This window comes from Marinobacter qingdaonensis, from assembly GCF_034555935.1.
Classification (GTDB): domain Bacteria; phylum Pseudomonadota; class Gammaproteobacteria; order Pseudomonadales; family Oleiphilaceae; genus Marinobacter; species Marinobacter qingdaonensis.
Window position 1 is genome coordinate 163,483 of record NZ_JAYDCJ010000005.1, and the last position, 21,383, is coordinate 184,865.

Annotated in this window: 17 protein-coding genes and 5 tRNA genes; all 22 read right to left on the reverse strand. The window is 58.3% G+C overall.

All coding sequences use genetic code 11. From position 1 onward, the window contains the following. Nucleotides 1-16: 16 nt before the first annotated feature. Nucleotides 17-328 carry a 30S ribosomal protein S10 gene (gene rpsJ, locus U5822_RS18235; RefSeq protein WP_077529290.1) on the reverse strand — a complete coding sequence of 104 codons (312 nt, stop codon included), beginning with the start codon at nt 326-328 and terminating at the stop codon, nt 17-19. Nucleotides 329-517: 189 nt separating this feature from the next. After that, complete coding sequence (gene tuf, locus U5822_RS18240; RefSeq protein ID WP_322857096.1) at nt 518-1,714, reverse strand: elongation factor Tu; 1,197 nt, start codon at nt 1,712-1,714, stop codon at nt 518-520. 35 nt (nt 1,715-1,749) lie between these two features. Next, entirely contained in the window at nt 1,750-3,855 is a 2,106-nt protein-coding gene (gene fusA, locus U5822_RS18245) for an elongation factor G (RefSeq protein ID WP_322857097.1), read from the reverse strand. Between the two features lie 18 nt (nt 3,856-3,873). Then, entirely contained in the window at nt 3,874-4,344 is a 471-nt protein-coding gene (rpsG, locus tag U5822_RS18250; protein ID WP_219478285.1) for a 30S ribosomal protein S7, read from the reverse strand. Between the two features lie 116 nt (nt 4,345-4,460). After that, nucleotides 4,461-4,835 (reverse strand): 30S ribosomal protein S12, encoded by a 375-nt coding sequence (gene rpsL, locus U5822_RS18255; RefSeq protein ID WP_008174844.1) that lies wholly within the window; start codon nt 4,833-4,835, stop codon nt 4,461-4,463. Between the two features lie 167 nt (nt 4,836-5,002). Beyond that, nucleotides 5,003-9,217 carry a DNA-directed RNA polymerase subunit beta' gene (rpoC, locus tag U5822_RS18260; protein WP_322857098.1) on the reverse strand — a complete coding sequence of 1,405 codons (4,215 nt, stop codon included), beginning with the start codon at nt 9,215-9,217 and terminating at the stop codon, nt 5,003-5,005. 76 nt (nt 9,218-9,293) lie between these two features. Then, entirely contained in the window at nt 9,294-13,373 is a 4,080-nt protein-coding gene (gene rpoB, locus U5822_RS18265; protein ID WP_322857099.1) for a DNA-directed RNA polymerase subunit beta, read from the reverse strand. Between the two features lie 244 nt (nt 13,374-13,617). Further along, nucleotides 13,618-13,995, reverse strand: coding sequence for a 50S ribosomal protein L7/L12 (gene rplL, locus U5822_RS18270; RefSeq protein WP_322857100.1), 378 nt, complete (start codon nt 13,993-13,995; stop codon nt 13,618-13,620). Nucleotides 13,996-14,035: 40 nt separating this feature from the next. Then, nucleotides 14,036-14,566 (reverse strand): 50S ribosomal protein L10, encoded by a 531-nt coding sequence (gene rplJ / locus U5822_RS18275; protein WP_322857101.1) that lies wholly within the window; start codon nt 14,564-14,566, stop codon nt 14,036-14,038. 220 nt (nt 14,567-14,786) lie between these two features. Beyond that, nucleotides 14,787-15,485 carry a 50S ribosomal protein L1 gene (gene rplA, locus U5822_RS18280; protein WP_322857102.1) on the reverse strand — a complete coding sequence of 233 codons (699 nt, stop codon included), beginning with the start codon at nt 15,483-15,485 and terminating at the stop codon, nt 14,787-14,789. Between the two features lies 1 nt (nt 15,486). Next, nucleotides 15,487-15,918: a 50S ribosomal protein L11 gene (gene rplK / locus U5822_RS18285; protein ID WP_041343263.1), complete on the reverse strand. Its 432-nt coding sequence runs from the start codon at nt 15,916-15,918 to the stop codon at nt 15,487-15,489. Nucleotides 15,919-16,035: 117 nt separating this feature from the next. After that, entirely contained in the window at nt 16,036-16,569 is a 534-nt protein-coding gene (gene nusG, locus U5822_RS18290; RefSeq protein WP_322857103.1) for a transcription termination/antitermination protein NusG, read from the reverse strand. A 12-nt stretch (nt 16,570-16,581) separates the two neighbouring features. Beyond that, complete coding sequence (secE, locus tag U5822_RS18295; protein ID WP_322857112.1) at nt 16,582-16,950, reverse strand: preprotein translocase subunit SecE; 369 nt, start codon at nt 16,948-16,950, stop codon at nt 16,582-16,584. 33 nt (nt 16,951-16,983) lie between these two features. Beyond that, nucleotides 16,984-17,059: transfer RNA gene (locus U5822_RS18300), tRNA-Trp, on the reverse strand. Between the two features lie 36 nt (nt 17,060-17,095). After that, the gene (gene tuf / locus U5822_RS18305; RefSeq protein WP_322857096.1) at nt 17,096-18,292 is read right to left on the reverse strand and encodes an elongation factor Tu; all 1,197 of its coding nucleotides are present in this window, start codon (nt 18,290-18,292) and stop codon (nt 17,096-17,098) included. A gap of 51 nt (nt 18,293-18,343) precedes the next feature. Then, nucleotides 18,344-18,419: transfer RNA gene (locus U5822_RS18310), tRNA-Thr, on the reverse strand. A gap of 14 nt (nt 18,420-18,433) precedes the next feature. After that, nucleotides 18,434-18,508: transfer RNA gene (locus tag U5822_RS18315), tRNA-Gly, on the reverse strand. Nucleotides 18,509-18,518: 10 nt separating this feature from the next. Further along, nucleotides 18,519-18,603: transfer RNA gene (locus U5822_RS18320), tRNA-Tyr, on the reverse strand. Nucleotides 18,604-18,642: 39 nt separating this feature from the next. Continuing rightward, nucleotides 18,643-18,718: transfer RNA gene (locus U5822_RS18325), tRNA-Thr, on the reverse strand. Nucleotides 18,719-18,749: 31 nt separating this feature from the next. Next, on the reverse strand, nt 18,750-19,466 hold the full coding sequence (locus U5822_RS18330) for a hypothetical protein (RefSeq protein ID WP_322857104.1): 717 nt from the start codon (nt 19,464-19,466) through the stop codon (nt 18,750-18,752). Then, nucleotides 19,463-20,197: a type III pantothenate kinase gene (locus U5822_RS18335; protein ID WP_322857105.1), complete on the reverse strand. Its 735-nt coding sequence runs from the start codon at nt 20,195-20,197 to the stop codon at nt 19,463-19,465. Before U5822_RS18335 ends, U5822_RS18330 begins: the two co-directional genes overlap by 4 nt. Next, entirely contained in the window at nt 20,194-21,159 is a 966-nt protein-coding gene (locus U5822_RS18340; protein WP_322857106.1) for a biotin--[acetyl-CoA-carboxylase] ligase, read from the reverse strand. The genes U5822_RS18335 and U5822_RS18340 overlap by 4 nt, the downstream gene beginning before the upstream one ends. Nucleotides 21,160-21,383 lie beyond the last annotated feature (224 nt).

Here is a 21,383-nt window from a genome sequence, read left to right on the forward strand (position 1 = left end):
CTAATACCGGGCGGTATTAGCCGAGGCTGATCTGAACGTCTACACCTGCAGCCAGGTCCAACTTCATCAGAGCATCTACTGTCTTTTCCGTCGGCTCAACAATGTCGAGCAAACGCTTATGCGTACGAATTTCATACTGATCGCGCGCGTCCTTGTTGACGTGCGGAGAGATCAGGATGGTGTACTTTTCCTTCCGCGTCGGCAGAGGGATTGGCCCACGCACCTGAGCGCCGGTCCGCTTCGCGGTATCGACGATCTCCTGCGTGGACTGGTCGATCAGGCGATAATCAAACGCCTTCAACCGGATTCGAATTTTTTGGCTTTGCATGATGCACCAAACTCCACTCGTAGCAGCTACTTATTAGCCGACCTTCAAAAAAAGGAGCCGCATTGTATGCATAATACCCAACCCTGTCAACAGCTACGCCATTTGACCGGGACGGGAAAGCCTACTGTGCGACTGAAACAGAAAAAGGGGCTGATAAGTCAGCCCCTTTTTCCTGATCAATCGAGCGAATTACTCGATGATCTTGGCAACCACGCCGGCACCAACGGTACGGCCACCTTCGCGAATCGCGAAGCGCAGGCCATCTTCCATGGCGATCGGAGCGATCAGGGTAACGCTCATCTTCACGTTGTCACCCGGCATAACCATTTCTACGCCTTCCGGCAGTTCGCAAGAACCGGTTACGTCGGTGGTACGGAAGTAGAACTGCGGGCGGTAGCCCTTGAAGAACGGAGTATGACGACCGCCTTCTTCCTTGCTCAGTACGTACACTTCGCACTCGAACTTGGTGTGCGGCTTGATGGAACCCGGCACACACAGAACCTGGCCACGCTCTACGTCGTCACGCTTGGTGCCACGCAGCAGCGCACCGATGTTCTCACCCGCACGACCTTCGTCGAGCAGCTTGCGGAACATCTCAACACCAGTACAGGTGGTCTTCTGAGTCTCGCGGATACCCACGATCTCAACTTCATCACCAGTCTTGATGATGCCACGCTCAACACGGCCGGTAACAACGGTACCACGACCAGAGATGGAGAATACGTCCTCGATCGGCATCAGGAACGGCTGATCGATCGCACGCTCCGGCTCAGGGATGTAGTCGTCCAGGGCTTCTACCAGCTTCTTAACAGCGGTAGTACCCATCTCGTTGTCATCCTTGCCTTCCAGCGCCATCAGCGCGGAACCGGTGATGATCGGAGTGTCGTCACCCGGGAAGTCGTACTGGCTCAGCAGATCACGAACTTCCATCTCAACCAGCTCGAGCAGCTCTTCATCGTCGACCATGTCGGCCTTGTTCAGGAACACAACGATGTAAGGAACGCCAACCTGACGGGACAGCAGGATGTGCTCACGAGTCTGCGGCATGGGGCCGTCAGCAGCGGAGCAAACCAGGATCGCGCCGTCCATCTGCGCCGCACCAGTGATCATGTTCTTCACATAGTCAGCGTGGCCCGGGCAGTCTACGTGTGCGTAGTGACGGGTCGGTGAGTCGTACTCAACGTGGGAAGTCGCGATGGTGATACCACGCGCCTTCTCTTCCGGTGCGTTATCGATCTGGTCGAACGCGCTCGCAGAACCTGTACCCCAAACTTCGTGACATACACGAGTCAGAGCAGCGGTCAGAGTGGTCTTACCATGGTCAACGTGACCAATGGTGCCAACGTTCAAGTGCGGTTTACTACGGTCAAATTTTTCTTTAGACACGGTTACACCTCTTCCTGTTTCTTAAGTCCTGGGGATCAACCCTGTTTAATGATCGCATCGGCAATGTTCGAGGGAGCTTCGGAGTAGCCCGCAAACTCCATCGAGTATGACGCCCGGCCCTGTGTTGCAGAACGCAGGTCGGTGGCGTAACCGAACATCTCCGACAACGGAACTTCGGCACGGATAACCTTACCAGCCGGGGACTCATCCATACCCTGGATCAGACCGCGGCGACGGTTCAGGTCACCAACAACATCGCCCATATACTCTTCGGGGCTCACAACTTCGACCTTCATGATCGGCTCAAGCAGCGCAGGATCCGCTTCCAGCGCACCCTTCTTCATTGCCATGGAGCCAGCGACCTTGAACGCCATCTCGTTGGAGTCGACATCGTGGTAGGAGCCGTCGTACAGCGTGGCCTTGATGCGCAGCAGCGGATAGCCGGCCAGACAGCCGTTCTGCATCTGCTCTTCAATGCCCTGCTGTACCGCCGGGATGTATTCCTTGGGAACAACACCACCAACGATCTCGTTAACGAAGATGAAGTTTTCGCCATCTTCCTCGTCCAGCGGCAGCGGCTCAAGCTTCAGCTTGACGTGACCGTACTGACCACGACCACCAGACTGACGAACAAACTTACCTTCAACATCAACCGACTTACGGATGCGCTCGCGGTAGGCAACCTGAGGCTTACCAATGTTTGCCTCTACCTTGAACTCACGCTTCATCCGGTCGACGATGATGTCCAGGTGCAACTCACCCATACCGGAAATGATGGTTTGACCAGACTCTTCGTCGGTGCGAACACGGAACGAAGGATCTTCCTGGGCCAGCTTGCCCAGTGCAACGCCCATCTTTTCCTGGTCGGCCTTGGACTTCGGCTCTACGGCTACAGAGATAACCGGCTCCGGGAACTCCATGCGCTCGAGAATGATCTTGTGGTTCTCGTCACACAGGGTGTCACCGGTGGTCACACTCTTCAGACCGATGGCAGCGGCGATGTCGCCGGCCAGCACTTCCTTGATCTCCTGACGATCCTTGGAGTGCATCTGAACCATACGGCCCACGCGCTCTTTTTTGCCCTTCACGGAGTTGAAGACCGCATTGCCTGACTCGAGCTTACCGGAGTAAACCCGGAAGAACGTCAGGGTACCCACGAACGGGTCAGTCGCGATCTTGAACGCCAGTGCGGCGAACGGCGCGTCGTCGTCGGCCTGACGAGTTTCCTCGGTGCCGTCTTCGTCCACTTCACCACGGATGGCCTTGACTTCGTCCGGAGCCGGCAGGAACTCGATGACAGAGTCCAGCACCGCCTGCACGCCCTTGTTCTTGAACGCGGAGCCACAGGTAGCCAGAACGATTTCGTTGGCCAGGGTGCGCATACGCAGACCCTTCTTGATGTCCTCGATGGACAAATCACCTTCCTCGAGGTACTTCTCCATCAGCTCTTCGTTGGCTTCGGCAGCGGCCTCGACCATCTGCTCACGGTAGCTGGCCACTTCGTCGGCCATCTCCGCCGGAACATCGCGCTGATCGTAAGTTGCGCCAGCGTCTGCCTCGTTCCAGTAGATCGCCTTGTTACGGATCAGGTCGACAACGCCTTCGAAGTCGTCCTCAGCGCCAATCGGCAGCTGAATGGGAACGCAGTTGGCGCCCAGACGGTTTTTGATCTGGTCAACAACACGCAGGAAGTTCGCGCCGGCGCGGTCCATCTTGTTGACGAACACCATGCGGGGGACTTCGTACTTGTTGGCCTGACGCCATACCGTCTCGGACTGCGGCTCAACACCGGAGGAACCACAGAAGACAACAACGGCACCGTCCAGTACACGCAGTGAACGCTCTACCTCGATGGTAAAGTCAACGTGCCCCGGGGTGTCGATGATGTTGATCCGGTGCTCCGGATACTGCTTGTCCATGCCCTGCCAGAAACAGGTAGTCGCAGCAGAGGTAATGGTGATACCACGCTCCTGCTCCTGCTCCATCCAGTCCATGGTAGCTGCACCATCATGAACCTCACCGATCTTGTGGGAGATACCTGTGTAGAACAGAACCCGCTCGGTGGTCGTGGTCTTGCCCGCATCAACGTGCGCACAAATACCAATGTTTCTGTAACGCTTGATAGGAGTCTTGCGTGCCACTGTATTAACCTCGGCTGATTAGAAACGGAAGTGAGAGAACGCCTTGTTGGCTTCTGCCATGCGATGAACGTCTTCGCGCTTCTTAACAGCGGAGCCTTTGCTGTCAGCGGCGTCCAGAATCTCGCCAGCAAGACGCTGCGCCATGGACTTCTCACCGCGCTTCCGTGAAAATTCTACGAGCCAGCGCATGGCCAGCGCGTTCTGACGGGAAGGCCGTACTTCTACGGGCACCTGGTAGGTAGCACCACCCACACGACGGGACTTTACTTCCACCATCGGCTGGATGTTTTCCAGGGCCTTCTCGAACATGTCGATCGGCTCTTCCTTGGATTTTTCGGCAACAATATCGAGCGCGCCGTAAACAATGCGCTCTGCAACCGCTTTCTTACCGCTTTCCATCACGTGGTTGATGAACTTGGCAAGACGTGCACTGCCGAATTTCGGATCCGGGATAATCTCCCGCTTAGCTGCAACTCTTCTTCTAGGCATCGATAAGCCCTTAATATATCTAAAAGGTCTTCAGGAACCCCTGAGATAGCACAATGCTACTCAGCCTTACTCTTACCGTTCTGACAAGCAACGATAAAAGACACCCGTGTGGGACATCAGGACTTGGGTCGTTTTGCACCGTACTTGGAGCGGCCCTGCTTACGGTTCTGTACACCCTGGGTGTCCAGCGTTCCGCGAACAGTGTGATAGCGCACACCCGGAAGGTCCTTTACACGACCGCCACGGATCAGCACAACACTGTGCTCCTGAAGGTTGTGACCTTCACCACCAATGTAAGAGGAAACCTCGTAGCCGTTGGTCAGACGAACACGGCACACTTTACGCAGTGCTGAGTTCGGCTTCTTCGGCGTTGTGGTGTACACACGAGTGCACACACCACGGCGCTGAGGGCAGGCCTGGAGAGCAGGAACGTCGCTCTTGGCTACCTTGCGCTTACGAGGCTTACGCACCAACTGATTAATCGTTGCCATGTAAGCAAACTCCAAAAAACCATATCAATGAAACTTACCCCCTAGACAGGGGGTAAAATTTAAGGGACGCAAGTGTAAGCCTGCGCCCCTGGACAGTCAAGATGACTGGTCTCTTTTTAACCACCCGCCGGGTAGGTAACTACCCGGAGGTGGCGCACCGCCCCAACTCAGCTTTCGCGGTTGAGCTCGGCACTCAGAGCTTCTTCGACGTCGGCCGCGGTCACGCCCTGGGCTTCCAGGTCGCGCTTGCGACGACGCTCGTTGTGGTACGCAAGACCGGTACCGGCCGGGATCAGTCGACCCACCACCACGTTTTCCTTCAGACCGCGCAGGTAATCGCGCTTGCCGGTGACCGCACCTTCGGTAAGAACCCGAGTAGTCTCCTGGAACGACGCCGCCGAAATGAACGACTCGGTTGCCAGGGAGGCCTTGGTGATACCCAGCAGCAGGCGATCGAACCGCGCCGGCTCCTTGTCGGCCGTGTTGGCCTTCTCGTTCTCTTCCAGCACCTGGGTGATTTCCACCTGGTCACCGGACAGCAGCGAGGTGTCGCCCGGATCGGTGATTTCTACCTTCCGGAGCATCTGGCGCACGATAACCTCGATGTGTTTATCGTTGATGACAACACCCTGCAGACGGTAAACGTCCTGGATTTCATTGGTGATGTACTTCGCCAGTTCCACCACGCCCAGCAGACGCAGAATGTCGTGCGGGTTGGACGGACCGTCGGAGATTACCTCGCCCTTCTCAACGGTTTCGCCCTCGAACACGTTGAGCTGACGATGCTTGGGAATCAGCACCTCGTAGGCATCACCATCTTTCGGGGTGATGACCAGGCGCTTCTTGCCCTTGGTTTCCTTGCCGAAGGACACCATGCCGCTGATTTCCGCCAGGATGGACGACTCTTTCGGGCGACGGGCCTCGAACAGGTCGGCAACCCGCGGCAGACCACCGGTGATGTCCCGGGTCTTCGAGCTTTCCTGCGGAATCCGGGCAACCACGTCACCCAGCTCGATCCGTGCGCCGTTGGCCATGGTCACCAGGGCGTTGGCCGGCAGGAAGTAGATCGCGGCGCCGCCACCCGGCAGCTCGACATCGTTGCCGCTGGCGTCGAGCATCTGGATCGCCGGACGGATGTCCTTACCAGCAGCCGGACGCTCTTTCGGGTCGATCACTTCCATGGTCGACAGGCCAGTCAGCTCGTCGGTCTGGGTCCGGACGGTAATGCCCTGATCCATGTTGACGAACTTCGCGGTGCCTTCGGCTTCGGCAATGATCGGGTGAGTGTGCGGATCCCACTTGGCAACCACCACACCGGCTTCGACGGCATCGCCGTGCTTGACCGACAGGACGGCGCCGTACGGCAGCTTGTACCACTCGCGCTCACGACCCTGCTCGTCGGCAATGGCCAGTGCGGAGGAGCGGGATACCACAACCAGGGAGCCATCGTTCTTCTCGATCGACTTCAGGTTGTGCAGACGAACGGTGCCGCCGTGCTTGACCTGAATATTGTCAACCGCGGAGGCCCGGCTTGCCGCGCCACCGATGTGGAAGGTCCGCATGGTCAGCTGGGTACCCGGCTCACCGATCGACTGGGCGGCGATGACGCCCACGGCCTCACCCACGTTGACCTGATGGCCACGGGCCAGGTCACGGCCGTAACACTTGGAGCAGATACCGTGGCGAGTCTCACAGGTAATCGCGGAGCGTACCCAAACCTCGTCCACACCGGCGCGCTCCAGCGCTTCGACGGTTTTCTCGTCAAGCAGGGTGCCGGCCGGAACAACGGCGTTGTCCTTATCAGTCGGTGTGAAGGCATCGCGCGCCGTTACCCGACCCAGAACACGGTCGCCCAGCGGTACCACGACGTCGCCGCCTTCGATGTGCGGCGTCATCAGCAGACCTTCGTCGGTACCACAGTCTTCCTCGGTGACCACCAGATCCTGGGACACGTCAACCAGACGACGGGTCAGGTAACCGGAGTTCGCGGTCTTCAGGGCGGTATCGGCCAGACCCTTACGAGCACCGTGGGTGGAGATGAAGTACTGGAGTACGTTCAGACCCTCACGGAAGTTCGCTGTGATCGGCGTCTCGATGATGGAACCGTCCGGCTTGGCCATCAGGCCCCGCATACCGGCGAGCTGACGGATCTGGGCCGCGGAACCCCGGGCGCCGGAGTCGGCCATCATGTAAACCGAGTTGAACGACTCCTGCATCAGGTCTTCGCCGTCCTCACCCTTGACCGGCTGGCCGTCAGGTCCGATGACCTGCTCTTTCGCCAGACGCTCCATCATGGCCTTGGAGACCTTGTCGTTGGCCCGGGACCAGATATCGATGACCTTGTTGTACTTCTCGCCCTGGGTGAGCAGACCGGACGCGTACTGGGTCTCGATGTCCTTCACTTCCTCGGAAGCGGCATCAACCAGCTCGTATTTCTCCGGCGGAATCTCGAAGTCGTTGAAACCGATCGAGATGCCAGAGACCGTAGCGTAGTGATAGCCCATGTACATGAGCTGGTCCGCAAAGATGACGGTGTCTTTCAGACCGGCATCCCGGTAACAGGTGTTGATCAGGTTGGAGATCGCCTTCTTGACCATCGGCTTGTTGACCAGCTCGAAGGACAGGCCATCCGGCACGATGTCAAACAGCAGGGCACGACCCACCGTGGTCTCAACAATGTTGTAGGCCTCGGAGCGCGAGCCGTCTTCGGCAATCGCCACTTCCTTGACCCGAACCTTGACCTTGGCCTGCAGATCCACCTTGCCAGCGCCGTAGGCGCGATGCGCTTCTTTCACGTCGGCAAAGGTCATGCCCTCGCCCAGCGCACTCTCGCGCTCACGGGTCATGTAGTACAGACCGAGTACCACGTCCTGGGACGGTACGATGATCGGCTCGCCGTTGGCCGGCGACAGTACGTTGTTGGTGGACATCATCAACGCACGGGCTTCCAGCTGGGCTTCCAGGGTCAGCGGTACGTGTACCGCCATCTGGTCACCGTCGAAGTCGGCGTTGTAGGCCGCACACACCAGCGGGTGCAGCTGAATGGCCTTGCCTTCGATCAGCACCGGCTCAAACGCCTGGATACCCAGACGGTGCAGGGTCGGCGCACGGTTCAGCATGATCGGGTGCTCACGGATGACTTCGTCCAGGATATCCCAGACCACGCCTTCCTCGCGCTCGACCATCTTCTTGGCGGCCTTGATGGTGGTCGCCAGCCCGCGATGCTCCAGCTTGGAGAAAATGAACGGCTTGAACAGCTCCAGGGCCATCTTCTTGGGCAGACCGCACTGGTGCAGACGCAGGTACGGACCAACCACGATCACGGAACGACCGGAGTAGTCGACCCGTTTACCCAGCAGGTTCTGACGGAAGCGGCCCTGCTTACCCTTGATCATGTCAGCCAGGGACTTCAGCGGGCGCTTGTTGGTGCCGGTGATGGCACGGCCGCGACGGCCGTTGTCCAGCAACGCATCCACTGCTTCCTGGAGCATGCGCTTTTCGTTGCGCACGATGATGTCCGGGGCGTTCAGCTCGAGCAGACGCTTCAGACGGTTGTTCCGGTTGATCACCCGACGGTACAGATCGTTCAGGTCGGAGGTCGCGAACCGGCCGCCGTCCAGCGGCACCAGCGGACGCAGATCCGGCGGCAGGACCGGCAGCACGGTCATGACCATGTCGCCCGGCTTGTTGCCTGAGTACAGGAACGCCTCAAGGATCTTCAGGCGCTTGCTGAACTTCTTGATCTTGGTCTCGGAGTTGGTCTGCGGGATCTCCTCGCGCAGGGCGTCCACTTCCGCCTGCAGGTCGATACCTTCCAGCAGCTCCTTGACCGCCTCGGCGCCCATGCGGGCGTCGAATTCGTCACCGAACTCTTCCAGGGCTTCGTAGTACTGCTCATCGTTCAGCAGCTGGCCCTTCTCCAGGGTCGTCATACCCGGGTCGATAACGATAAAGGATTCAAAGTACAGGACCCGCTCGATGTCGCGCAGGGTCATGTCCAGCATCAGACCGATGCGGGACGGCAGTGATTTCAGGAACCAGATGTGAGCGACCGGGCTGGCCAGCTCAATGTGGCCCATGCGCTCACGACGCACGCTCGCCAGTGCCACTTCCACGCCACACTTCTCGCAGATCACGCCGCGATGCTTGAGGCGCTTGTACTTGCCGCACAGGCACTCGTAGTCCTTGATCGGGCCGAAAATCTTGGCACAGAAAAGACCGTCACGCTCCGGCTTGAAGGTACGGTAGTTGATGGTCTCAGGCTTCTTCACTTCGCCAAAAGACCATGAGCGAATCATGTCAGGCGATGCCAGACCAATGCGGATGGCATCAAATTCCTTGCTTTGGTTCTGGCTCTTGAGAAGATTCAGCAAATCTTTCATCAGTAAAAGCTCCGGATGGCGTTAATCTCGGGCGGGCACACGGGGTGCCCGCTCACGCTGCCAAAAACAATTCGGCTCACTCGGATTCCAGCTCGATGTCGATACCCAACGAGCGGATTTCCTTGACAAGAACGTTGAAGGATTCGGGCATGCCCGGCTCCATGCGATGGTCACCATCGACAATGTTCTTGTACATCTTGGTCCGACCGTTGACGTCATCAGACTTGACGGTAAGCATTTCCTGCAGCGTATACGCCGCACCGTAGGCCTCGAGGGCCCAGACTTCCATCTCACCGAAGCGCTGGCCACCGAACTGCGCCTTACCACCCAGCGGCTGCTGGGTAACCAGGCTGTAGGAACCGGTGGAACGAGCGTGCATCTTGTCGTCGATCAGGTGGTTCAGCTTCAGGATGTACATGTAGCCCACGGTCACCGGACGATCAAAGGCATCGCCTGTGCGGCCGTCGTACAGCTTGGTCTGACCGGTGGTGCTCAGGCCAGCCAGCTCCAGCATGCGCTTGACTTCGGCTTCCTTGGCGCCATCGAAGACCGGCGTCGCCATGGGTACACCTGAGCGCAGGTTGCCGCACAGCTCCAGGATCTCCTTGTCGCTGAGCGAATCCAGGTCCACCTTGAACACTTCGTCCGAGTGGTTGTAGATCTCGTCCAGCAGCTTGCGCAGCTCAGCCACCTTGCGCTGCTCGTCCAGCATCTGGCTGATACGCTCACCCAGACCCTTGGCAGCGGCACCCAGATGGGTTTCCAGGACCTGACCCACATTCATCCGCGACGGTACACCCAGCGGGTTCAGCACCACGTCGACGGTGTTGCCGTACTCGTCGTAGGGCATGTCTTCGATCGGCATGACCGAGGAGATAACACCCTTGTTACCGTGACGGCCGGCCATCTTGTCACCCGGCTGGATCCGACGCTTGATTGCCAGGTACACCTTGACGATCTTGAGCACGCCCGGCGCCAGGTCGTCGCCCTGCTGCAGCTTGCCCTTCTTGTCGTCGAAGCGAGCCTCATGCTCTTTCTTGCGATCTTCCAGGCCCTGCTCGGACTTCTCCAGCAGCTCGTTCAGGCTGTCGTCCTTCATCCGCAGCTTGAACCAGTCCGCGCGCTCGAGCTCGCCCAGGTAGCTCTCGTCCAGGGTCGCACCCTTCTTCAGGCCAGGACCACTGATCACTTCCTGCCCCTTCAGCGCGTTCATCAGACGCTCGAAGGTGGCACCTTCAACGATCCGGTATTCGTCCTTCAGGTCCTTGCGGTACTGATCCAGCTGCTCCTTCTCGATGGACTGGGCACGCTGGTCCTTCTCGATGCCGTCACGGGTAAAGACCTGGACATCGATAACGGTACCGCGGGTACCGGTCGGAACCCGGGAGGAGGTGTCTTTCACGTCAGACGCCTTCTCACCGAAGATCGCACGCAGCAGCTTCTCTTCCGGAGTCAGCTGGGTCTCGCCCTTCGGCGTCACCTTGCCCACCAGGATGTCCCCGGGGCCCACTTCGGCGCCGATGTAGACAATGCCAGACTCATCCAGCTTGGCCAGCGCGCTCTCACCCACGTTCGGGATGTCGGCGGTGATTTCCTCGCTGCCCAGCTTGGTGTCCCGCGCCACACAGGTCAGTTCCTGAATGTGGATGGTGGTCAGGCGGTCTTCCTGCACCACTTTCTCGGAAATGAGGATGGAGTCCTCGAAGTTGTAGCCGTTCCAGGGCATGAACGCGATGCGCATGTTCTGACCCAGGGCCAGCTCACCCAGATCGACGGACGGACCGTCGGCCAGCACGTCACCACGGGCCACGTTATCGCCCTGACGAACGATCGAGCGCTGGTTGATGCAGGTGTTCTGGTTGGACCGGGTGTACTTGGTGAGGTTGTAGATATCCACACCCGCGTCACCGGCCTCGGTCTCTTCGTTGTTCACACGAACAACGATACGGGCGGCGTCAACGCTCTCAATCACACCACCGCGACGGGCAGTGACACAGACACCGGAATCCTGAGCCACGGTACGCTCAACACCGGTACCGACCAGCGGCACCTGGGAACGCAGGGTCGGAACCGCCTGACGCTGCATGTTGGCACCCATCAGGGCCCGGTTGGCGTCGTCGTGCTCCAGGAACGGAATCAGGGATGCCGCCACGGACACAACCTGACGCGGCGACACGTCCATGAAGTTGACGCTTTCCGGCGGCATCACGGTGAATTCGTTCTGGTGGCGAACGGTTACCAGCTCATCGGTGAGGCGCTTGCTTTCCTCGTCCATCGCCGCGCTTGCCTGGGCGATGACGTAGTTGCTTTCCTCGATGGCCGACAGGTACACCACTTCGTCGGTCACCACGCCATCGACCACCTTCCGGTACGGGCTTTCCAGGAAGCCGTAGGAGTTGGAACGGGCGTAGGTCGCCAGGGAGTTGATCAGACCGATGTTCGGACCTTCCGGCGTCTCGATTGGACACACGCGACCGTAGTGGGTCGGGTGTACGTCCCGGACTTCGAAGCCGGCACGCTCACGGGTCAGACCGCCTGGGCCAAGGGCCGAGATCCGGCGCTTGTGAGTCACTTCGGACAGCGGGTTATTCTGGTCCATGAACTGGGACAGCTGGCTGGAGCCGAAGAACTCCTTGACCGCGGCTGCCACCGGCTTGGCGTTGATCAGGTCCTGCGGCATCAGGCCTTCGCTCTCGGCCAGGCTCAGACGCTCGCGCACCGCGCGCTCAACCCGCACCAGACCAACACGGAACTGGTTCTCGGCCATTTCACCGACACACCGAACCCGACGGTTACCGAGGTTATCGATGTCGTCGACGTTGCCCTGACCATTACGGATATCGATCAACGTCTTGAGCACGTCGATGATGTCTTCGTGGGTCAGGATGCCTTCGCCCGTGCTCTCTTCACGACGCAGGCGACGGTTCAGCTTCATCCGGCCAACGGCGGACAGGTCATACCGCTCTTCGGAGAAGAACAGGTTGTTGAACAGGTTTTCCGCCGACTCCTTGGTGGGCGGCTCGCCCGGGCGCATCATGCGGTAAATCTCGACCAGCGCTTCCAGCGGGGTGCGGGTCGGGTCGATGCGCAGGGTGTCGGACATGAACGGACCACAATCGAGGTCGTTGGTGTACAGAGTCTCAATCTCGGTAACACCCGCGTCCAGGATCTTGGTGATCAGCTCTTCGGTCAGTTCGGAGTTACACTCGACCAGCACTTCGCCAGTCTTGGTGTCGACCATGTCCTTGGCCAGAACCCGACCGTGCAGGTACTCGGTCGGCACTTCCAGCTCGCTGATGCCGGCTTTTTCAAGCTGCTTGATGTGGCGAGCGGTGATACGACGACCTTCCTCGACAATGACCTTGCCGTCGTTGTCCTTGATGTCGAAGGTCGCAATGTCGCCACGCAGACGGCTTGGCACCAGCTCCAGCTTGCACACATCGGCGCCCAGGCTGAACTTACTGGTTTCGAAAAACATCTCCAGCATCTGCTCGGAGGTGTAACCCAGAGCGCGCAGGAGGATAGAGGCAGGCAGCTTCCGGCGACGGTCGATACGAACGAACACGGAGTCCTTCGGATCGAACTCGAAATCGAGCCAGGAGCCACGGTAAGGAATCACCCGGGCAGAGTACAACAGCTTGCCGGAGGAATGGGTCTTGCCCTTGTCGTGATCGAAGAACACACCCGGCGAGCGGTGCAGCTGGGAAACGATTACACGCTCGGTACCATTGATAACGAAGGTACCGTTTTCAGTCATCAAGGGCATTTCGCCCATGTAGACTTCCTGCTCTTTGATGTCCTTGATCGCCTTGTTGGACGATTCCTTATCATAGATGATAAGGCGGACTTTCACCCGCAGCGGCGCTGCATAGGTTACGCCCCTAAGCTGGCATTCCTTGACATCGAAAACCGGCTCACCGATACGGTAACTCACGTATTCGAGCGCGGCGTTGCCAGAGTAACTGACAATCGGGAATACGGATTTGAATGCTGCGTGAAGACCGGTTTCCCGACGGTCCTCTGGTGCGGCTTCCATTTGCAGGAAGTCCCGGAACGAATCCAGCTGAATAGACAGCAAATAGGGGACATCCATCACGGAAGGCAATTTACTAAAATCTTTGCGAATCCGCTTTTTCTCAGTGTAGGAGTAAGTCATCTGCATTCCCCAGCTTTAGACCTGATACCTGGTATCAAGAAGCAACCATTGTTCTGCTTCGGGGCCGAATTGCTCGGCTTATCGCGCCGTCTTGAACAAGACTCTGGCTGTAGGTTATAGATCTGACATCGACCTGTAAGTGCTCACCAGACTCTATAGCATATACAACAAACAGAAAAAGGCCGGTGGCATAAGCCACCAGCCCGTCCATGCTTAATGCACGGTGTCGATCAAAGGCCGACTCTTACTTGAGCTCAACAGAAGCGCCTGCTTCCTCAAGCTTCTTCTTGGCTTCTTCAGCGTCGTCTTTGCTAGCGGCTTCCTTGATGGTGGAAGGCGCGCCGTCGACCATTTCCTTCGCTTCTTTCAGACCCAGGCCGGTCAGTTCACGAACGGCCTTGATTACGTTGACTTTCTTCTCACCGGCACCGGTCAGAACAACGTCAAATTCGGTCTGCTCTTCAGCAGCGGCAGCGTCGCCGCCGGCAGCTGCAGGTGCAGCAGCAACGGCTGCAGCGGCAGATACGCCGAACTTCTCTTCCATTGCTTCAACAAGCGCAACTACGTCCATTACGCTCATTTCTGCGATTGCGTTCAAAATGTCTTCGTTAGACAGAGCCATGACTTTCTCCCAAAAAAATAAAAAATGGTGTTCAACAGAATCAAGCAGCTTCTTGCTTCTGGTCTCGAACTGCCGCTACTGCACGCGTCACTTTCGAAGGAACTTCGTTCAGTGTACGTGCCAGCTTGGTGATCGGAGCCTGTGTAACCGCGGCCAGCATAGACAACGCCTCGTGACGTGTCGGCAGCTTGGCGAGGCGATCGATCTGGTCTGCGCCCATCAGCTCACCGCCGACTGCAAGACCTTTGATTTCGAACGCTTCTTTCTCTTTGGCAAAATCCTTCAGCAGACGCGCAGCCGCGCCCGGATCTTCCATAGAGAAGGCCAGCAGAGTCGGACCAACCAACGCTTCATCGATGCACTCAAACTCAGTACCGCGAATTGAGATCTTCGCCAGGTTGTTACGAACAACCTTCAGGACCACATTTTCGGCACGAGCTTTGGCACGAAGCGCCGTCATGTCACCGGAAGTGACACCACGGTAGTCAGCCATTACCACAGACAGAGCACCACCGGCAGTCTCGTTGACTTCAGCGACGATCGCTTTCTTGTCTTCGAGTCTAATTGCCACTGGATTTCTCCTCGATTTCGCCGGGTCTTTCCCGGCAAACCCATCATTGCCCTTGCGGGCGCCTTAACGGTGTTTGGGTTCAGAGAGAACGTCTTCACACCGTCTGCGCAGGCGTTGCTTTAACCCTTGTGACCCTCTGCACGCGGAGGGCCTCGGGGGCCTGCGGTCTTTGACAGCCTTGGCTTCCGCCTAGACTACAAAGTAACTACCGTTCAGAGGATCAGATAGCCAGACCGCTCTGATCGATAGTCAGGCCAGGACCCATGGTCGAAGAAACGGTGATCTTCTTCAGATACACGCCCTTCGCCGATGAAGGCTTGGCCTTTTTCAGGTCTGCGATCAGAGCTTCAAGGTTTTCCTTGATGTTCTGAGCAGAGAATTCAACGTTACCCAGCGGAGCGTGGATAATGCCGTTCTTGTCGGTGCGGTAGCGAACCTGACCAGCCTTGGCGTTCTTGACCGCAGTCTCAACGTCCGGGGTCACGGTACCGACCTTCGGGTTCGGCATCAGGCCACGAGGGCCCAGGATCTGGCCCAGCTGGCCAACGACACGCATGGCGTCCGGAGTGGCGATAACCACGTCGAAATCCATGTTGCCTTTCTTAACTTCGTCAGCCAGGTCGTCCATACCAACCACGTCTGCGCCAGCAGCAGTGGCTTTCTCGGCGTTGGCGCCCTGGGTGAATACTGCAACACGCACAGACTTGCCAGTGCCGTGGGGCAGAACGGTGCTGCTACGAACCACTTGGTCCGATTTACGCGCATCAACGCCCAGATTTACGGCAACGTCCACAGACTCCTTGAACTTGACGTTCTGACCCAGCTCAACCAGCAGGGCAACGGCCTCGTCCACGGAGTAGGCGCGGGTAGAATCGACCTTTTCGCGAATCAGCTTCTGACGCTTGCTCAGCTTAGCCATGTTACAGGCCCTCCACGTTCAGGCCCATGCTGCGGGCTGTTCCGGCGATGGTACGAACCGCTGCATCCATATCGGCTGCAGTCAAATCCGGCTCTTTGGTCTTGGCGATCTCTTCCAGCTGCTCGCGGGTCACGGTACCGACTTTCTCGGTATTCGGACGACCGGAGCCGCTCTTGATGCCAGCGGCCTTCTTCAGCAGAACCGGGGCCGGCGGAGTCTTGGTGATGAACGTGAAGCTACGGTCGCTGTAGACGGTAATCACGGTCGGAATCGGCAGACCAGGCTCCATGTCCTGGGTCTGGGCGTTGAACGCCTTACAGAATTCCATGATGTTTACCCCGCGCTGACCCAGCGCCGGACCTACGGGGGGACTTGGGTTGGCCTTACCGGCGGCAACCTGAAGCTTGATATAGGCTTCGATCTTCTTTGCCATGATAGTTCTCCTGTGGGTTCAAACGCCTTTCGGCTCCCCTGTTTCACAACTGCTACATGCAGACACAAAAAGCCCGCGTCGCAAAAGCGCGCGAGCTTTCAGATTTTCAGGCCCTGATCAGTCCTTCTCGACCTGCCCAAACTCCAGCTCTACCGGAGTTGAACGACCGAAAATCAGAACAGCGACCTTGACCCGACTCTTGTCGTAGTCAACTTCCTCGACCACACCATTGAAGTCCGCAAACGGTCCTTCAATGACGCGAACAATCTCACCTGGCTCAAACAGAGTCTTCGGCTTGGGCTTCTCGGCACCGCTCTCGACTCGACGCAGGATTGCTTCCGCCTCGCGCTCTGTGATGGGCGCCGGCTTGTCCTTCGTACCGCCGATAAAGCCCAAAACGCGCGGCGTATTCTTAACAAGGTGCCACGTGCCGTCGTCCATTTCCATCTGCACGAGTACGTATCCCGGGTAGAACTTGCGCTCACTCTTGCGCTTCTTACCCTCTCTCATCTCGACCACTTCTTCGGTCGGGACCAGGATTTCGCCGAATTTATCTTCCATGCCATTCAGCGCAACGCGCTCTTTCAGGGTGCGCATTACGTGCTTTTCAAAGCCAGAATACGCATGTACGACGTACCAGCGCTTAGCCATTGCCCACTCCTGTTAACCGATAAACCCGGCGACCAGCCAACTGATCAGCGAGTCCATACCCCACAACAACAGAGCCACAACCAGTACGAACACAACCACAATAACCGTGGTCTGCACCAGCTCCGGCCTGGTGGGCCAAACGACTTTCCGGATCTCTACCCGCGCTTCTTTCAGCAGCGCCGCGAAACGGCGACCGCGATCGGTCTGCAGGGCCACCAGGGCCGCCACAATGGCGAGACCTACGAGAGCCAGAACCCGATACAGCAGAGACTCGGCACTAAAATACTGATTCCCAACCACACCGGCGGCAATCAGAACGAAAACAACCAGCCACTTCGCAAAATCGAAACGGCTGGTTGACTGAACGGCTTTTGACTCCATAGGAATCAACTTATGTATCCGGATGTTTAAAAATGGCAGGCCAGGAGGGAATCGAACCCCCAACCTGCGGTTTTGGAGACCGCTGCTCTGCCAATTGAGCTACTGGCCTGCACCGAAACAACTCAGTGCACTTTCGTCGAGCGAATTACTCGATGATCTTGGCAACCACGCCGGCACCAACGGTACGGCCACCTTCGCGAATCGCGAAGCGCAGGCCATCTTCCATGGCGATCGGAGCGATCAGGGTAACGCTCATCTTCACGTTGTCACCCGGCATAACCATTTCTACGCCTTCCGGCAGTTCGCAAGAACCGGTTACGTCGGTGGTACGGAAGTAGAACTGCGGGCGGTAGCCCTTGAAGAACGGAGTATGACGACCGCCTTCTTCCTTGCTCAGTACGTACACTTCGCACTCGAACTTGGTGTGCGGCTTGATGGAACCCGGCACACACAGAACCTGGCCACGCTCTACGTCGTCACGCTTGGTGCCACGCAGCAGCGCACCGATGTTCTCACCCGCACGACCTTCGTCGAGCAGCTTGCGGAACATCTCAACACCAGTACAGGTGGTCTTCTGAGTCTCGCGGATACCCACGATCTCAACTTCATCACCAGTCTTGATGATGCCACGCTCAACACGGCCGGTAACAACGGTACCACGACCAGAGATGGAGAATACGTCCTCGATCGGCATCAGGAACGGCTGATCGATCGCACGCTCCGGCTCAGGGATGTAGTCGTCCAGGGCTTCTACCAGCTTCTTAACAGCGGTAGTACCCATCTCGTTGTCATCCTTGCCTTCCAGCGCCATCAGCGCGGAACCGGTGATGATCGGAGTGTCGTCACCCGGGAAGTCGTACTGGCTCAGCAGATCACGAACTTCCATCTCAACCAGCTCGAGCAGCTCTTCATCGTCGACCATGTCGGCCTTGTTCAGGAACACAACGATGTAAGGAACGCCAACCTGACGGGACAGCAGGATGTGCTCACGAGTCTGCGGCATGGGGCCGTCAGCAGCGGAGCAAACCAGGATCGCGCCGTCCATCTGCGCCGCACCAGTGATCATGTTCTTCACATAGTCAGCGTGGCCCGGGCAGTCTACGTGTGCGTAGTGACGGGTCGGTGAGTCGTACTCAACGTGGGAAGTCGCGATGGTGATACCACGCGCCTTCTCTTCCGGTGCGTTATCGATCTGGTCGAACGCGCTCGCAGAACCTGTACCCCAAACTTCGTGACATACACGAGTCAGAGCAGCGGTCAGAGTGGTCTTACCATGGTCAACGTGACCAATGGTGCCAACGTTCAAGTGCGGCTTACTGCGATCAAACTTTTCTTTAGACATTCGACCAATCTCCCTAATCAACCTGGATCATAACGTTGACCGGATTAATAATGGAGCTCATGGGCGGATTTGAACCGCCGACCTCACCCTTACCAAGGGTGTGCTCTACCGACTGAGCTACATGAGCATTGCAAACCAAATTGGAGCGGGCAGCGGGAATCGAACCCGCGTCATCAGCTTGGAAGGCTGAGGTAATAGCCACTATACGATGCCCGCAAGCAATTAGTGGTGGAGGGGGCAGGATTCGAACCTGCGAAGGCGATGCCGTCAGATTTACAGTCTGATCCCTTTGGCCACTCGGGAACCCCTCCGAGTCAGTCCCGCATCCGCGAAACCGTTAAAACTTAAAGTGGAGCTGGCGGACGGAATCGAACCCCCGACCTGCTGATTACAAGTCAGCTGCTCTACCAACTGAGCTACGCCAGCTCACATTCGCCTCGTCAGCGAGGGCGGTATACTACGGACTTTTTTCGGCCGTTGCAACACCCTCACAGGGGTTGATTTCAATGAAATCAAAATTGCTGCCGCGGCCAGCCTCGACCGCCTGAACCAGATCCTCCGCGAGGTCGGGCTCAGCCTTAAAAACGAGCGCGTAGCTTATCTGATTTCGGGGGAAGTTGGCCAGTACTGCGTTAAGATTCTGGCCTTTTTTTTCTTCAAGCACGGATATTGCAGCCGAGCGGGACTCGAACAGCCCCAGGGAAATGGCGTTTCGGTTCTCGCCCTCGGTCACCAGGTAGGAGTCAATGCCCTGGCGCTGAATGCCCCGGAACTGCTTCAGAGCAACCGGCCTGGGCTGCGGCGGGATAATCACCCAATGAAAAGAGGGAAGCTCGCGGACCCGCTCTTCCAGCACCATACCCACCTCGTCGGCCAGAGGCTGGCTAGCCACCAGAGCCTCCCCCACCTCGCGACTATCAAACCAACCCAGACGCACGCAGGCCAGCCCCGGGGGCTCGGGCTGCGACTGGGCTGCGGCAGCCTGTACCGGCGCCGCCCCTGCCGCGTCGCTCGCAGGCTCCGGGGGTTCTGGCGGCGCTTCGCTCTTGAGACTGGCCACGCGCGGTAAGTTACCTGCGCCCACTGCGCCGGACACAGGTGGCGGCTGGAGCGCTTCCGCCCCATACCAGACAACGATGTTGACGAGCACCAGGAACAAGACCAGCCACCTCATGGCCTCTGATCCTCCTCGTCAATCAGCGCCAACCCATCCAGCACCAGCTCCCGAGCCACTACCGCGTTCAGGCCGAGGCCAACCAGGCGATCAGCATCGCCTCCCGTGACCAGCACTTGCCTCAATCCGGCGCGCTTGACGTCGTCGTGAATCCGCCCGACCATCGCCGCCGTTAACCAGGCCAGGCCATGATTCACGCACTGGGTGGTGGAGAGCCCGGGCGTCGTATCCAGCGCTTGGCTCGGATCAAACCCGATACGGGCGGCGTCCGTCCGAAGGCTGCGCACCATCATTTGCAGGCCGGGTAAAATGAAGCCACCGAGGTGCTGCCCCCCGGCAGACACGTAGTCGACCGTAACGGCGCTGCCGGCATCCACCACGGCCACACCCTGATCACTGCGACGCCAAGCGGCATACATGGCGTGCCAGCGGTCCGCACCCATTTTCTGGCAATCCGTGTAGCCGTTGACCAAACCGGACCTCTGGGGTTCAGCCCAGTGAAAACGGACCGGCGCGGAGGTCAACCGCGCCAACTGGCTGGCCAAGTCCAGACGCCTGCCTTCCGAGGCCACCGTCGATACGGCAACCCCGCTAATCTTATCCGCAAAAGGCCCCAGGCCGGCCAGCCATTCGGGCTCGTCGAGGGCACCGATTCCCTTTGAGACCACGCGCCCCTGATCGTCCAGGCGCCATTTCAGCCGGGAGTTGCCGGCATCAACCAGCAACTTCACGGCGACACCCTCAGGGAAATTTCACCGGCTCGCACCGCAACCGTTCCGCTTTCGGTGCGCACGAGATAGTTACCACCCTCATCGATACCGCAACCCATGCCATTAACCGTACCATCCCGAGCCTGGAGCGAACGGCCGGCAAAGATGTCCCGCTGCTGCCAGGGTGCCCGGAATTCCTGGAAGCCATACTCGGCAAAAATCCTTACTGAATCCTGAACCGCATTGATGATAGCGGCAGCGATCCGGTTTCGGGACCAGGACTGGCCCGGGTAAAATCCACCCAGACTGCTCCATGGTTGATCCACCTCTTTGGCATCGGCCATGTGGACATTAATCCCGATGCCGGCGATGACCTGCACGACCCCTTCCTGAAGCTCGCCCTGCAACTCAACCAGAATCCCGCCGAGTTTGCCCTGCGGCAGAAAGATATCATTCGGCCATTTTAGCCCTATACCCTCGGCGCCCAGCCCCTCCAGGGCATTGGCGACTGCCACGCCAAGCACCAGACTGAGTCCGTCCAGCACGGCAAAGCCACCATGAAAAGTCAGCCCCATGCTCAGGTACAGATTCTGGCCTCGGGGACTGCTCCAGGCTCGGCCACGCCGGCCTCGACCAGCGGTCTGGCAGTCTGCGATGGTGACTGGCACACCATCGACGCCATTTGCGATCTGGCGCACCACCTCGGCGTTGGTGGAGTCCACTTCGTCCAGTACCCGAAGCGACAACCCGGTCCGGGTTTCCGGCGCCAGTTCCGCCAGAATGTCGTCCCGATCCAGCAGATCCACGGTCGACAGCAGCTGATAGCCCCGCCCCCGGATGGTTTCAATCCGGAACCCCTCCTCCATCGCACGGCGGATTTGCTTCCACACAGCGGTGCGACTCACCCCAAGCGCAGTGGCCAGGGATTCGCCGGAGTGCACGGCGCCATCGCTTAACAGGGTAATCAAAGCTTTGGACTTCATCAGACGTCTTCCGGTCGGAACAGTGAGTACCGCCGGATTAAACACCAGGCGGGCCGAAAAAACAAAGGCCACCAGCTTTTCGGGCGGCTATCCGGGCTTTTTTTACAGGCAATAAAAAACCCCAACCGCTGGGCGATTGGGGTTTTTGGTATTAGGAGTCTGACGATGACCTACTCTCACATGGGCAAGTGCCACACTACCATCGGCGCAGGCCTGTTTCACTT